This is a genomic window from Paenibacillus sp. HJGM_3, assembly GCF_045062745.1.
In the GTDB taxonomy this organism is placed as follows: Bacteria; Bacillota; Bacilli; order Paenibacillales; family NBRC-103111; genus Paenibacillus_AA.
In genome coordinates this window covers 80,173-96,118 of the sequence record NZ_JBJGED010000002.1, presented here as the reverse complement: position 1 = coordinate 96,118, position 15,946 = coordinate 80,173, and the positions used below count along the sequence as shown (strand labels likewise).

Annotated in this window: 8 protein-coding genes; 2 read left to right on the top strand and 6 right to left on the bottom strand. The window is 50.7% G+C overall.

What is annotated here, in order from left to right:
• The first annotated feature begins 3 nt into the window (after positions 1–3).
• Positions 4–5,775: an OmpL47-type beta-barrel domain-containing protein gene (locus ACI5FR_RS02770; RefSeq protein WP_405449998.1), complete on the top strand. Its 5,772-nt coding sequence runs from the start codon at positions 4–6 to the stop codon at positions 5,773–5,775.
• 138 nt (positions 5,776–5,913) lie between these two features.
• Positions 5,914–6,153: a dihydrofolate reductase family protein gene (locus ACI5FR_RS02765; protein ID WP_405449995.1), complete on the top strand. Its 240-nt coding sequence runs from the start codon at positions 5,914–5,916 to the stop codon at positions 6,151–6,153.
• A gap of 1,056 nt (positions 6,154–7,209) precedes the next feature.
• Here the strand turns inward: ACI5FR_RS02765 and ACI5FR_RS02760 are convergent.
• From ACI5FR_RS02760 to ACI5FR_RS02735, 6 genes are all read right to left on the bottom strand, one after another.
• Entirely contained in the window at positions 7,210–8,529 is a 1,320-nt protein-coding gene (locus ACI5FR_RS02760; protein WP_405449992.1) for an ABC transporter substrate-binding protein, read from the bottom strand.
• Positions 8,530–8,568: 39 nt separating this feature from the next.
• Positions 8,569–9,912 carry a phosphodiester glycosidase family protein gene (locus ACI5FR_RS02755; protein WP_405449989.1) on the bottom strand — a complete coding sequence of 448 codons (1,344 nt, stop codon included), beginning with the start codon at positions 9,910–9,912 and terminating at the stop codon, positions 8,569–8,571.
• Between the two features lie 41 nt (positions 9,913–9,953).
• Positions 9,954–11,255: a phosphodiester glycosidase family protein gene (locus tag ACI5FR_RS02750; RefSeq protein WP_405449986.1), complete on the bottom strand. Its 1,302-nt coding sequence runs from the start codon at positions 11,253–11,255 to the stop codon at positions 9,954–9,956.
• Between the two features lie 228 nt (positions 11,256–11,483).
• Positions 11,484–12,191 (bottom strand): DUF1868 domain-containing protein, encoded by a 708-nt coding sequence (locus tag ACI5FR_RS02745; RefSeq protein ID WP_405449984.1) that lies wholly within the window; start codon positions 12,189–12,191, stop codon positions 11,484–11,486.
• Between the two features lie 81 nt (positions 12,192–12,272).
• Positions 12,273–13,271 (bottom strand): LacI family DNA-binding transcriptional regulator, encoded by a 999-nt coding sequence (locus ACI5FR_RS02740; RefSeq protein ID WP_405449981.1) that lies wholly within the window; start codon positions 13,269–13,271, stop codon positions 12,273–12,275.
• Between the two features lie 1,091 nt (positions 13,272–14,362).
• A complete protein-coding gene (locus tag ACI5FR_RS02735) occupies positions 14,363–15,634 on the bottom strand; it encodes an IS110 family RNA-guided transposase (protein ID WP_405449978.1) in 1,272 nt (423 codons plus the stop codon).
• Positions 15,635–15,946: the final 312 nt, after the last annotated feature.

Sequence of the window (15,946 nt, the reverse complement as noted above, 5' to 3'; positions counted from 1 at the left end):
CGGATGAGTAAGAAGTTCAAGAGCATCCGCATTCTGCTGATCGTTTTTCTCTTGCTTCAATCGTTACCGCTTACAGCCGGTGCGGCAGAGCCGTCTCCTTTGTTTGAAGACAGCTTCGCCGGAGGACTCGGCAATTGGGATTTGTTCGGCAGCACGGCTTGGTCCATCCAGGGCAGCGGAACGGACGCGCAGCTGAAAGGCACTACGACGGCGACATCCCCCCAGCGCGCGGTAGTGAAGCAAACCTTGCTTCCATACAGCTCCAAAGATTACAGCCTGGAGTTCGCCGCCAAGGGAGACCGCTTCCGGGCGATGTTCCGGTATACGTCCGGCACCAGCTATTATTTTTTGGAATTTAAAAATACGCAATATGTTGAACTATGGAAATACCCCAATTCATCCACTAACGTACAAGTGGGCACTCCCGTCGATATCGGCGCTGTCCTGCCCGGCTTCAGCCTGACGGATTGGCATCAATACCAGGTGGAAGTCAGAGGGAGCGAGTACAAGGTTTCCATTGACGGAAGCTTGGTCACGACTTTCACCGACCCTACCCTCACGGCGGGAGGGATCGGGTTCTCTTTGAAAAGCATCGGTCCGGCCGTCGATCTGAATGTGGATCAGGTATCGGTTAAGCCGGTCGCCGCTCCGGTTACGTTCACCATCGGTCACGCGCCTTCAGCGGAAGTTCCGTATAATGCCGATCTGGCTGTTGCTTTCACGGTCACGGATGCGGATTCCACAGCTGCAGCTGCCGTTCACTACGGCTATGGGGACGCAGCGCCGGATCAGGTTATTCAGGCGGCCGGAAACGGGAGCGGGTCGTACTCGGCGACCATTCCGGGAACGAACCGGTCGGACCGGATCCGTTATTATATTACCGCTCAGGATGCTAAAGGCCGGACGGCCCGTTTCCCGCAGTCCGGGGAGATTACGGTTCAGATCGGTGCGATCGCGCCCTACGTGAACGATTTCGAACGGGAGACGCCGGGCTCCGCCCCTGCCGGCTGGACGGCGACGGGGGCGAGCGTCAAAGTGATCCAGCTGCCGGACGGTAACAAGGTGTTCAACTTGAACGGTTCGGGAACCGCCAAGCTGAACCTCCCGATGTATTTGAACGCGGACAATTTTATCGTCAAATTCAAGGCGAAATACGAACGGACGAGCCAGGCGGTGCAAAATACATGGCGGCTTCGTTACCGCGCTGCGGACGATTCGAACAACAACGCAATGGAATGGGCGACGCATAACTCCAAATATTTTCTGATGCGGAAGACAACGCTCGGAGGCAACTATTATATCGCCAACTACGTAAAGTCGCTGCTGGACGAATGGCACGATTACGAGCTTCGCGTCAGCGGCATCACCCACGAACTGTACATTGACGGAGTAAAGGTGGCTAGCGGAGACGATTCCGATCCGCTCGCGCGGAGCAAAGGCTACTTCCAATGGAACATCGTCGGCGGCATCAATCTGATGATCGACGAATTTTCCATAGAACCGATCCCGCTGCCTTATGTGGTTGACCTTCAGCCCTCTGGCAATTATGCGGGGATTTACGCTCAGGAGGAAACCCCCGGGCTCAATCTGGCTTTGCAAGCCGGATCGGCGGCGCATGAGTTCCGGATGGATTATACGGTGCGCCGGGCGGATGGGGACCAGGCGGTTGTCGCTTCCGGAACGAAAACGTACAGCTTGGGGAAATACGGGGAACAAACCGATACGTTCCCGTTTGCGCCGGGGATAAACGGAATCGGAACCTATGAAGCATCGGCCGGGTTTACGATCGACGGAGTGAGCCGCCCCGAATTATCCAAGCGTATCCGTTTGGCGATCGTTGCCAAGGCCGCTCCGGTCAAGGAGCCCGATCTCGACAATGAGAGCAAATTCGGGTTGAATACGCACTATGCGCTGAATTGGCGGGACGATATCATCGACGGAGCCCGCAAGCTCGGAGCCCGCAGCCATCGTTCCGGCATCTCGTGGGACACCGTAGACAAGAACGTGAAGGACGCGTCCGGTAAGCCCGTTTACGATTACAGTGGGGTGGATCCCCAGCTGAACAAGCTCTTTTCCTACGGATTTAATCAAATTACGGTTTTGGGCCTCGATCGAAATGTGTACTATCAGGATGGCACCGCCAATACGACATCTTCTCTGAAAGCGATGGGGGACTTCGTTACCAATACCGTCAGCCGGTACAAGGGCAAGATTAGGCAGTGGGAAATGCCGAACGAACCGGAAATTTTCTCCAAGCCCTATATTCCGGCGGAATTCGTGCAGCTGCAAAAAACCGCATATCTGAGCATGAAGAAAGCGGACCCCGACGCCATGCTGCTCGCCGGCGACCACACCTCCAGCGTCCTCAGCGTGCTGCCGAAGGAACTGGAGCTCGGCTCCTACGACTACGCCGATGCTTATTCCTATCATCCGTACGTATACAACTCCATGCCGGACGGCAATTTGCAAAACCTGCTGAACGGAGTAAAGGATCTTGTGAACGCTTACGGCGGCTGGAAGGATTATTATTTGACGGAAGGCGGCTGGCCGACGGCCAAAGCCGGTTATCCGTCCGTTACGGAGGAAACCCAGCGGGATTATATCGTCCGCGCCTTCCTGAACTATATGATTACAGACCAGGTGAAGGCGTACGAGTATTACAATTACAAAAACGACGGTACGGACGACCGATATTACGACATTTTCTGGGGGATTACGGACAACGACGGGCGGCCGAAGCTGGCTTATTCCGCCGTCAACCAGCTAATGACCGAGCTCGACAAAGCCAAATATATCGGAACATGGGATGCCGGCGATCCGGCCGTTTCCGTCCAGGTGTTCCTGAATGGCGAAAAGCCGGTAATTGTTGCCTGGAAGAAAGTCGACCACAAGGACGATCCGGCCGTCAAGCCTCCGACAAGCACGATCACGCTTCCCTTCGGAGCGGAGAGGCTGAAGGTGAAGGACATCAACGGCGTCGAAATTCCGGTAACCGCGGCGAACGGCGGCGTTCGGCTTACCGTTCCCGGATCGCCCGTCTACATCGAGGGGGCGCCTGCCGATTTTGTGTTCCAATCTGCGGCGAAACTTCTGGACGGCAAGAAGCAGGAAGCGGCCGCCAAGCTGGACCGGACGCGGACACAGGCCAACGCCTCGCTGATCGACGGCGATATGGCGGAACTAACCCGCATCTATTCTGAGATGGCGAATGGGTCCGGGAACCGGGCTGCGGGACTGGAACAGGGGATAAAGGACATCTACTCGCTGATGGCGTTGATCGCCGGCCAGATCAAGAGCGGCGCCGTGGAGCGGGCTCCCGGCTACGTGGCGTTGGAGGCGCTTTACAACATGGCGGAGAGCGGCTCCGTCGCCTTGTCCTTCGCGCTGGGCGGCAGCGGTGCGAACAGCTTGGATTATGCAGATCGCGTGCAAGACGCAGCCGCAGCGTTCGAAGTCAAGAAAGGCGAGTTCAGCGTCATGCCGGTTTCCGCATCGGCGGTGCTTCGTATGAACCGATACGGCAGACTGGCGGAAGCCGCCCACGAGCGGGGGAGCTATGCGGACAGCTACGCGTACAATTTGCTGGCGAGGGAATTCGCCGGCGCCGTGAAGGCGATGATCGATTCCGAGCCGGCCAAGTTCGTCGGGGTGAGGGCTAACGTCGTGCCGATGCAAATGAACGGGGAAGCCGGCTTTACCAATACGGTCACGCTGTCCCTTGTCAACGATACGGATGTCCCTCAGCAGGTGACCGTTCGAACGAAGCTTCCGGACGGCTGGGAGTCCTCGCAAACCGAACCGACCGGAGCCGAGCTGACCGTTCCTGCAAAAGGAACGCTGGACCAGCCGTATCATGTGCTCGTGCCGGACAATACCCGCAAAGGACGTTACGACGTCACGTTCGACATTTCGTACAACGGAGCGTCCTTCGATACGAAAATAGTTCAGCTCACGGTGGAAGACGGCATTGACGTCAAGCTTCTTCCCACGAAGAAGCCGATCGAAGAGCTGGATGTGCTCTCCGTGCAATTGACAGGAACATCGTCCTACGAGAAGACGGGCAAGGTGACCGTCAAAGGTCCGGACGGCGCCTTGCTGGAGCCGGTAACCTCGAATGCCTTCAGCGGGCTCAAGAAAGGCGATACCATTCGATTGAACTTCCGTTGGATTTATCATAAGCCAGCCCCGTTCAACGAATACGTCGTCGATTTACAGATCGATGAGACGGCGGCGGGCAAGGCGATTTTCCACGATCCTGCTTTGCCGTTGGATTTCAACCTTGTTCAGAAGGCTCGCGATGTAACGGTTGACGGCCATCTGGACGATTGGAAGGATGCCTTCCCGTTCCATCTTCACAGCAAAGCGCAAAATGCGAGCGGGTACCACGACCCCAACAATCTGGATGCGACGGCATACGCCAAATGGGCGGAGGACGGATTGTACTTCGCCGTATCGGTTCGGGACAACGTGCACAAGCAATCGGAGAATACGGCGAACATGTGGAAAAACGACTCCGTTCAAGTCAGCCTGGATCCTCTGAACAACCGGGAGTCCCCGTATGGGCCGGATGACGAGGAATGGGGCTTCGCCCTTGCGGATGACGGTTCGCTGCTCGTCAACGTTTTCTACTCGGCACCACCTAATCCGAATGGAGATATGACCGGCCAGGTTCCGTTCAAAGCGATTCGGGACGATGCTGCGGGCAAAACGTACTACGAATTTATAATTCCTTCTGTCTACGTGAAAGGCATGTTGCCAGCGCTCGGCGGAAGGATCGGAATGAACGTCGCCGTCAACGACGCCGATTACCAGAACGGCCGGGACGATTTTATTCAATGGACCAAAGGGACGGCCGACTCGAAGAACACGGCGTTGTACGACGCTTTCTTATTCATTGATAATAATCCGGCGATTCCTGTGACAGGTGTGGCTCTGGACCCGAAGGAGCTGCTTCTCCGCCCGGGACAGGAAGCGCCATTAACGGCGCTCATTACACCGGCCGACGCCACCGACAAGACCTTGCTCTGGTCGAGCGGCAATCCGTCGGTCGCGCAAGCCGTTTACGGCGGGATCGTGAAAGCTTGGAGCGACGGGGTGACCGCCATAACCGTGACGACCGAGGATGGAGGATTCCAGTCTTCCGCCACAGTGACGGTGGACGGGACGGCGCCCGTGACAACGGATGACGCTCCCACCGTCTGGGTGAACAAAGACGTTGTGGTTACACTCTCCGCCACCGACGGGGGCTCCGGAGTAGCCGATACTTACTACACAGTCGATGGCGGACCCCCGCAACTAGGCAAGTCTATTCTCATTACGGCCGAGGGCAAGCACTCCATCTCCTATTGGAGCGTTGACAAGACGGGCAATATCGAAGCTCCTCATACGGCGGTTGTACAGATTGACAAGACGGCACCTACGCTTGCTATCGTGGTGGATCAAAGCGTTTTATGGCCGCCTAACCATCAGATGATTACGGTGAATGCATCCGTTTATGCGGTCGACGGCTTAGCCGGAATTGCCTCTGTCGTCCTTACCTCGATAACTAGCAGCGAGCTTGATATGGGGGTAGGTAGCGGAGATTTGCCGAACGACATTCAAGGCGCGGAAATCGGCACGATGGACACTCAGTATATGCTACGGGCCGAAAGAGCGGGCAATGGCAGCGGACGGATTTATACCATTATGTATACGGTAATCGATCAGGCAGGCAATAAAATTAATGCGGTTGCGACCGTGACGGTACCTCGTAGTCAGTCAAAAATCGACTCATAAATATCAAACAGTGAGCCCCTCAATCGGCGTAGTCCGGATGGCGGGGCTCCTGCCATAACGCCGGCGAGCAGGGGGAAGTTGATTCTGCGCAAGTGAGTAACCGCATTTACCAGATATTGTCATGTAGGATTTGCAACCTTGACGATGGTGTACTGGGAGACAGCGAGCACCGGCGGCGATCAACCGGAGGTAAGGCGGGAATTCGTGCAGATCTGGCGAGCGGCTGAGAAGATCGTGTATTCCCGGACGCTTCAGGCGGTGTCGAGCGCCAGGACGAGGATCGAGCGCGAATTCGATCCTGATGTGATCCGGAGGCTGAAGGAGTCTTCAGGAGCCGCATTACGATTGGCGGCCCCGAGCTTGCCGGGCAGGCGTTGAGCGCGGGTCGGACAGGAACTGATTCGCAGATTAGGGACGCAAATAGAGGCAGTTATGCCAAATTACTGTGCCTGGGTATCGAATTACACCTCAGTATGTAAAGGAACATTTGGAAAATGCAAAACAAAATATCAATTGGAAGGTTTTTAAGACAACTCCATATGGTTTCAGAGCATGGATTGAACTTGCAAACCGGTTTTCACAAGATGTTCGAAACGAAAGCGTTGCGATGACATTGACTTCGAACTAAATTGGAGAATTTGTAACATATGAATACAAACTTGGGATTAGTTCGGGGTAATGTTATGGAAGTTCGTATTTAACTGTTATTACTGGACATTGGATAATTTAGTTGGCAAAGCATGAAAAGTGGATAACATATTCACAAAATTCGTATTTTATACATATGTCTATAAATCGATATAAGTCCTTGCGTTGTTGCAGCATGGTCGTGTGTCGGAGGACAAGAACATATATCCATAAAAGACAAGAAGTTGTATTGGATCTCTTCCCTTTGTCCAAGCAAAGATTAGCTCGGAGCGAAAAAAGATGACTTCTAAAGTCATCATAAGACAATTTCAATATGTATAGACAACAACTCAAACCGAATCTTCGCATCCTAGAACGCTGGATGCAGTTGCCATGGTGAGATATTTTATAACTTAGTGCGGCATGTAGACTCAATTCCTTTTCAAATTTTATCAGACGCTGAGGTTTACATTTTACTTCTTCGGCGCCATTTATGCCTCAATCCCCCTTTTGTTCTTCAATAACCAAAAGTTCAATTTAAAACGCATACCCAAAGAGGTCAAATTTCCTATAATCAGTTATTAAGTCCAGTTTTCTTACCATGATTTTCAGTCGGTTATGAGCTGGTCAACGAACGGGTTCATTACATCCGGTTGCAGCATTTGACAGGCAAAATTAAGCGGCTTCAGTCCAGTAGAATTCAGGACCAAAGCCGCTTAACAGATCTTTTTTTTACTGTCTACTTGACGGGGTGCAGTTCAGATCAATGATTCTTGCTCTGCGATGAAATATAGCAGCAGTTGTTCTTTATTTGCTGATTTTTCCATCGGCCTCGATGTCCCTATTTGTCATCTCCTCCGCTTCCCGGAGTGCAGTGTTCACATCCTTTTTGCCCAACAATACGTCTGTAAAGGCAACATTCAAATGCTTGTAAGCAGTCTCTTTGTATTTGTTCGTTTCGGCGGCCGGAGCGAACTTTTTGGGGAGAAAGCCCTGAATGTTGCGGTTTTTCAAATAGTCGATATCCTTACCGTACTCGTTCAGCGCATCCCGGCTTTTCAGCGTCGGGAACATGCCATTATGCGATATATGCTTCTGCACTTCGTCCGAGGTCAAGTATGAGATCACCTGGAACGCCTGGTCCTTGGCTTTACTTGTTTTCGTTACGTAGAAATACGTCGGGTAAGTCTGTGGACCAACCCCTGGCATCTCCTTGTACTCCGGATAGGCGAACACATCCCAGTTGAAGTTGTTTTTAAAGCGCGCGGCTCCGAGCAAGTTCATCCCCAGATACATGGCGACGGTTTTATCTTTTTCGAACATTTCCAGCTGTTTGGCATAAACCACGGTTTGGCTGTCCGGCTGATTGCCCGGAATGGAATAAAAACGGGTGAACGTTTCAAATACTGTCTTGAACTTGTCGGTTGTAAGCATCGACTTGTTCGTTTTCGGATCGACAAACGGGACGGAATACTGATTCAGGAGCGCCACATGCTGGAAGGATAGAATTGTGCCCCAATATTGCCGGCCCTCGTCCGTGCGGGACATCTTCTTCGAGAGCTCAAACATTTCGTCCCACGTCATACCGTCTTTCGGATACGGAATGCCGAATTTATCAAAAAGATCTTTGTTGTAGAAAACCGTAGGCGCCTGCGTAAACACAGGCAATCCATAAATTCCGCCCTTCGCAATTTGCCGTTGAAGCTCTACCGATGACGGCTCCAAGCGGTCCAGATCGTAGTTGTTCTTCTTGATCAGTTCGCTAATATCGTATTCCAGCTCGAACTTCAGCAACGTCGAGCCGAGCGAATCGAACAAGATGTCGATGGTTTGATTGGTGGCGATCAATTTGTCCATCGTCGTATCCTTGCCATACACAATGAACTTGGGCGTCACGTGAGGAAACTTCTCCTTGATTTTGTTGCCGAACATTTTCATGAAATCTTCCTCGTTCAAGAGGCCTGAAGTCGAGTAAAAGTACAAATCCACCGGCTCCTGCTTTTGTTCCTTAACAGTTGCACCCGCATCCTCTGCCGCTTGATTGCCGCCGTCTTTGTTGGTGCAGGCCGACAACAGGGAAAGCGACAAGATCAGTACTAAAAATAACGGTATACATTTTTTGAGCATTATGATATCACCTCGGTTTTTAAGATTCAGCCCCTCTTCTTATTGGGCAGTAGAAATAACAAGCAGCGCATTGCTGACGGGACGTTCCGATCCGTCGGAGGGACGATTCAAGACGGTCAATGCGCTGTCACCCGGTTTGCGGACAGCGAATGTCGATGATCCGCCCCCGTCCGCATTGATGGCCTCCTCCATTCCGAGGGATTGCAGATAACGCGCCGCCGAGAGGAAAGATATCCCATCCGAATACCCTTTTTGCCGCCCATCGAAAACGAAGACATATAACTGCCCGTCTTTGGATGCGAGTACGGTTCTGGGGTGGATATCCACATTTCGGAAATTGGCCATATCCAATATATTAGCCGGTACATTTCCTTTATTAAGCAAAGCCCGGGCTGCAGGATGATCGGCACCGGCCACCGCATAAGTGGCCTGATTCAACCCTTCCCCCAAATCGATGGAGATCGATACACTGTCGCCTATGCTGACGTGTTCTTTGATCCATTCCGCTTTATTACCGCTCGCGGTGAGAACGAACTTTCCTTTGGGCAGCACCGTATTGTTCGACGCGTACACCGCTTCGACTTTTCCGACCAGCTTCTTACCCGGCTGCAGCTTTTCGTCAGGATTAACAGGTGATATCCGTACGTCTACTCCAAGAGGAGTGCCTGTGGAGTCGACACCTTCGGATCTGGTTGTGGCGCTGAATCGATCGGTAAGAAAGAATGCACTGTTGCCGAGAGCCGCTTTCCTGATTTTATTAACCCCGTCCAGCTCCAGCGTTTTCCCGTCCGCAGCCTGAAACTCCGACTTAATGGAGAGATCTCCGCCTATTTTCAACTTCCGGTCCTGCATAACGGCGAAGAAGGTCGTCGCGGTTCTGCCCGGCGAAGTTACGATCTCGCCTTCGGTAATCTGCAATCCTAATGGAACCCCGGTTGCAATATCGAATAAATCGAAATTGAAGCCGGCAACGACCCGATGATTCTCACGATCATGACGCTGGGCCAATGCCGTCACTTTTTCTTTGGTGCCGATGCTAGAATCTGGGGAAACCACCTCAAGTCTGACATCCGGGTGCTGGGGGTTGATCTTCATCATGTAAGTCGCCGCGGTCACTTCGCTTCCCGCGTAGATCTCGCTTGGCGTCTGCGGTTTCTTCTCTGGATCGGGTTCTTCCATAAAGCGGAACCCCGAAGACACTGTGATCGCTTTGCTCTCATAAGTTACTCCCGGGGCAACGGGAACAACGTCGTTGGATGCCCCGTCGGCGGCAATGCGGGGGATTAGAGGCAGTAAGAATCCACTTCCCAAAAACACGGCAACAGAAAGTAAGCATGACATAGCAATAATGTATCGTTTTCTTAACGGAAACATGTCGTTCATCCACTCCTCTTATTGGCGATGGGTACTGGCCCTTCAATTCATTAGCTTTCGTCCGAAATCACCAGCAGCGCGTTGCCGATCGGACGATCCGCCCCGTCAGAAGGCCTGTTCGTCACGGTAAGCTGCGTATCACCCGGGTTACGGACGGCGTAAGTAGACGATCCTACCCCATCCACATTGATAGCTTCTTCCATGCCAAGCGACTGTAGGTAGCGCGCAGCTTCAATCAGCGATACGCCATCCGAGTATCCCCTTTGTCTTCCGTCAAATACAAACACATGCAAGTTCTTCTCTTTGATCGCTACAATCGTTCTCGGCTGATGATCCACATTTTTCAGATCAGACATGTCCAAGATTTGCTCCGGAACCTCCCCGCCCTGCAGCAGTACTTTCCCGTCCTGATTATTAGCGCTCCCCATTGCATAGACTGCCTCATTCACTCCCTGATCAAAATCCGTCCGGAACGATACCTTCTTACCCGCTCGCATATGATCCTTCACCCATTTTGCCTTCGTTCCGCTAGCGGTAAGCACGAATTTCCCTGCAGGGATCTTGTTGTTCTGATTCTCATACACCGCTTCGACGACACCCATAATATCCTCGCCCGGCCTCACTTTCCCATCCGACGCGGTCGGGGATATGACGACTTCCACACCCGCACCTTTCGATAAGGTTGAGGCACCATATCGGTCCGAGACGATAAATGCATGATCGGTATGTTTCTCCTCCCGTACCCGGTTAACACCGTTCAATACAATTGTCGAGCCATCCTCAGCGGTCAATACCGAGCGGATCGCGACAGGGCCTCCCATCTTGACGGTACCGTCCGGCATAATGGCCATATGGGTTATTGTCGAATTATCCGGTGTCGTCATGACTTCTCCGCTCGTGATCTGGAAACCCATCGACATCCCGGCCGGGTAAAAAAAATCAAGATTAAAGCCGGCAACGACCCGATGCCCCGCTTTGTCATTCTGCTTGGCGATATTGAGAAGCGTGTCTCTTCCGGTGGCACGCCCCGCCGGTGATACGATTTCCAGCCTCACATGAGGATTTCCGGTATCGATTGCTGCGGTATTAAGGACATTGGTTACATGGCTTCCCTCGAATGGCTTACTTTGTTGACTTACGGAATAACCGAACAAAGTCTCAAATCGCATCGTCTTTTTCTCATGAATGACTCCCGCTGCGGGTTGAAAGCGTTCCTTCCCGATTCGGCTCATATCACGTTCCTGACCGGTGGCAGACAGCGTTGAAGACCATGTAAGGGGAAGCAATAACAGGCCGGGAATCATTATGCGTTTCGTCCATATACTTGCCGATTTTCTCCAGACAGGCATCATAGAAACACTCCTTACAGGATGATTTTCATTGCATGGGTTTTGTATAAATAAATCAAGACCAGAATATGGAAATGAATAACAGTAATTTGCTAGCAAAGATCCGTTGAGTAAGGCTGGCGGTGAAATAATATTAGAATAGGCAACCCCCCTCCAAAATAATAATTTATTGCATCATAAAAAATGACACCGGTGTCAATAATGATAATTCCAAGATTAGCCGCTGTTATCTTACCCTGATTGCTTCTCGCGCTGAAGCAAAGCGCGCGCATGTTCCGTATAAGCAACAAATTTTGTCATATCTTCAAAAATAGTGTAATCCGTTTTTCCCATTTCAATCACATTCAGTCTTTCAACAAGCAGCCCGGATAGATTGTGATGAAACTGCTTGAGTTGTACCTCCTCCTCCGGGGTCAGTTGTATCTGCTGGTATCCGAAGGAAATGTGATAGCCGTATCTATCATGGTTTGGAAAACGGACCCCCGTCACACGGGATACTAGGTCTCTGAAATGATTAAGGCGCTGATGCGTTGCCTGATCGTAGGGACTTACAATAATCGTAGTTTTATAGATCCGCTCCACCTTCATCGTAAAACGTTCAGGGAACTCAAGTGATTCAAGCGCTTTTGCAAAAAAACGATCGACTTCTTCAAGCGGCGTTTCCAAATCTAAAAGGGACGACCAGTACGGAGTCAACCGATTATAGTGACACAGCAATTCAAAGACCGTCATATGAAACGATTCAAGCGGATTCCATGTAAATTTATGAGCGAATGGGAGCTTGGAGGAGTGCTCTTGTTGTATCCAAACAATTTCATCGAGCACCTTGGGCTGGTCGGCTAAATTACATACGATCGTATTGCCCGGAAACGAACGGAAGGAACCGTCCTCATTGAATTTTTTTCGCTCACCGACGACAATAGTATAGTTATTGGACATCAGTAACACCTCATGTTTGTCATTTTTCGTAACCACTCTCAAAAAGAATCGGATTGCCGAAGAACTGCCAACGGCCGCCGATTATTTGACGCTTTTCCGTATGACCAACTGCGGTTCGACTTCAATGGAGCAAACATCCTCTGCTTGAAGCAGCAACTTGTCGATCACTTCGAACATTTTGTTTGCCAGCGTCTCAAAGTCTTGCGCCATCGTAGTCAAGGGCGGATAATAATATCTTGAAATCGGGATGTTATCGAAACCTATGATCGAGACATCATTCGGAATCGACAGGCCGTTAGCATAAACGGAATGGTAGACGGCAATCGCCTTCTCATCCCCGGAAACGAAGAAAACTTGTGGAACATCACCGCCTGCTATTTTGCCGTCCACAAACTGCTTGATTCTTTCCAGGTTATTCATGTCATGCACAATCTCCAACTGATCGAGCGATATGCCGCTTCGCAGATAAACGTCCCTGATCGCCTCCTCCCTCTCCAGATTCACTCCAATCCTTGCGCCTAGAAGCAGACAAATCCGGGTCAGTCCCCTACCGAACAAAAACTGTGTCGCTTCCAATATGCCTTTCTTGTTGTTATTGCTGATCGAAACGGGAACCTGCTTGTTTCTTTCAAACGAAATAAGCGGAATCCTGTTGTTCTGCGCCAATTCGATCCGCTTGTCATTTTCCTGAAGATAGAACAAGATGACCGCATCGATATAGCCGCTGGATTGCTCCATCATGGAATTAATCAAATCACCATCATCGTAAATGATTTCCTGAATCAAGCTGTAGTGCCTGCTACGGGCTGCCTGGTTCATATACGACATCAGGATATCAAACCATTGCGTCGTATTTTGCCCGTATGTTTTGCGGATGGAGATTAAAACATTTTTCATCGTCTTCGTGCTTAAATTTTTTGCAAATAGATTCGGTTTAAAATTTGTATTGGAAATTACCTTTAATATTTTATCGCGGGTTTCCGGTTTGACGTTAGGCTCATTGTTAATGACGCGCGAAACGGTTTTGAACGAGAAGCCCGACAGTTCCGCAATATCGCGGATCGTATATTTTCTTTCCATTTTTCTCACCTGCCACTTAATTTGACACCGGTGTCATTTTTCCCGATACTTCAATTTAACTTTGTTTAACATAAGTTGTCAATTCAAAAAATACGAAGGTTTCGTAAAGATCGGAGGAAAAAAGGTTCAGGTCAGAATTGATCCTTTTCCTAAGTTATCGAGGATGGTGAATAGTCCAACACATTATTCTTTCTTTCCGTGATACCAATTCTTCCTTGCGCTGCCGGGAGTACTGGTGCGTTGTTTTATCCATCCTCGGCCACCCCTTGCACCCAACTTCCTCCCCGCCTCCTTCCCATTCCGGTATCTATTTGCTCAAATCAAAGCACAGACGGTACATTCCGTACTTTGGTTTGGTGCCTATCTTCGTAGTAGGGGGCAGCACAGCACTGTATTAAACCAGGCACAGTGGAAAACGCATCATCTTGTTGTCGCTATTCGGCTAAACATGCAACTTGGTGTCCTGCACAAAGGACAAGAAGTTATATTCATAAAACAAAAAATCGCGCTTTGCGCGGGCAAATATGAATATATGTTCTTGTCCTCCTACATAAGGTGTCCTTACTCTTGTCGGTTGACAAGAACTTGATGTCATAAATGACAAGTATCCCATTCCTGCGACATAAAAAACATCGCCGCATACTCGTGCGATGTTAATACAACTGGCCGATCGATCTGACCGGCTGCCTTCGTGTATATATTCAGCTCCCTCGGTACAATTTAACTTTCTCACGAATGCTCGCTTATTCGCAGGATTTCGCCCTTGTTATGAGGGCTGAAAGTTAGGAAGAGCGACCCCGCTAAAGACTTTGGCAACATGAAGGCGTGCGGAAATAGAGGGGGAGGTTCTTGCCCCATTAATTTCCAGATACTGCACGCATTCTCCACACCGCCCTCGGAGGTTTTCACTCCCATGTCTCAACGGGTCTTTGCCCTCTCATTCCTTCGTTACGCCTGTCCAAGGGGTGGAGGCCGGTCTTGCTATCGTTACGGGTCGATGCCCTTTGGTTGAATATATCCGGTACTCCGTGCTTTCTTTTGAAATCCCGCGAATAAGCCAATCTACGTGCAACGAAACGGTATGACTTGGTTTAAGCAGCTTGCTGAAGAGGCAATGTTTTATGGGGGATGTACGCCTGACCCGTGCGTGCCATACCGACCAAGATTCGAGCGAGTTTACCGCACAGTTTCATGACCGATCTCATCTTCTTCATCTTCTTTACGTGCACATTATGTGCGTGAATGGTTTGAAACTCTGGATTATTCATTACTAAACTCATGGTCATCATGAAGATGAAGCGACGAAGGCGAGAGCGTCCACGCTTGCTAATCTTCATCTGTCCGGTCCATTTCCCTGAACTGGCCTCAGCAAGATTAAGACCCGCATGACGCAGCAGGGCATTTCCGTGAACAAAGCCGCTTAAATCACCAGCCTCACCCAGAATACCGGCCAGTGAAATGGCGCTAATCCCTTTGACAGCAAGCATGGACTTTGCGAAAGGAATGCATTCTAATACGGAAACAATCTCACGCTCTACGTCCTGCAGCTGTGTACAAGCCAGGTCATACTCGGCGAGCAGTTGCTTCAAGTGAAGCTTGTAGGCCTGCGCAGCTTGTCTGGAACCGACAGAGCGTCCAGCCAGTGCGATTAAGGTGCGAGCCTTCCGCTCGCCGCAGTGCCTCTTCATAAGGGACTTCCATCCCTGAATCAGGTCTTGCGGTTGCAACTCGCTCAGTTCTACTGGCGTTGGGAACAGACGAAGCGTAGCTAACGAACCGACGCCCATCAGGTTCTTAAAGACCTGCCGCAGCTCAGGAAAAACTACGTCAACCCAGCGATGAATTTGGTTTTTGGCACTTACGACTCGTTTCACCACAAAGTCCCGGTTGGAGAGTAAGACACGCAGCTCTGTAAAGGATTCAGGCGTGGTGCGTGCGATGGAGTAATACCCGTTCTTCACCATGTCGGCAATGACCAGCGCATCCTTTTTATCGCTCTTTGAGGGCGTATTGTCGCGGTTTTCTTTGTTCTTTTTCACGAGATGCGGATTTACGAGAACGACCTCAAACTGGCGTTTTGCAAGCCAACTCGATACATTGAGCCAGTAGTGTCCGGTTGGTTCCATTCCCACAATCGCGGTAGTTAAGTGATGCGTGGTTTGCAGCCGCTGGATCCATTGAAGAAGATTGTGGAAGCCATCTTCGTCGTTGGAAAAGGATAAAGGGCTGCCGATCACAATACCGCGAAAGTTTACGGCACGTGCGACATGCGTTTGCTGGGCGATATCGATCCCAACAACGAGATGCTGAGCCGTAATCTTTTCAATGAGTTGATTTTGTCGGGCTTGCGATTTAAACTTCATAGTAGAGCGTCCTCCTGGATGATGGGATTTTAAGGGCTATGACCCGTTGCGTACTCCCATCGTACCGAGGCGCTCGTTTTTTTGCAAAGCGCAAATTTAACGCTCTACAGGAATGCTATCGTGCCCGTTAGCTTAGCGACGTTTCGTCCTTCGTACTGTTTTTCCAGCAGAATAAAGCAGGACAAAATAGATTGGGAATATAATCAATCCTGCGAAAGCAATAAAAATACCGAGTGCGGCTCGGGCGTCACTATTCCATGCGTCTACGTGTTGTATCGCATAAAGTACATAAAATAACCAAGCCACCAAAGC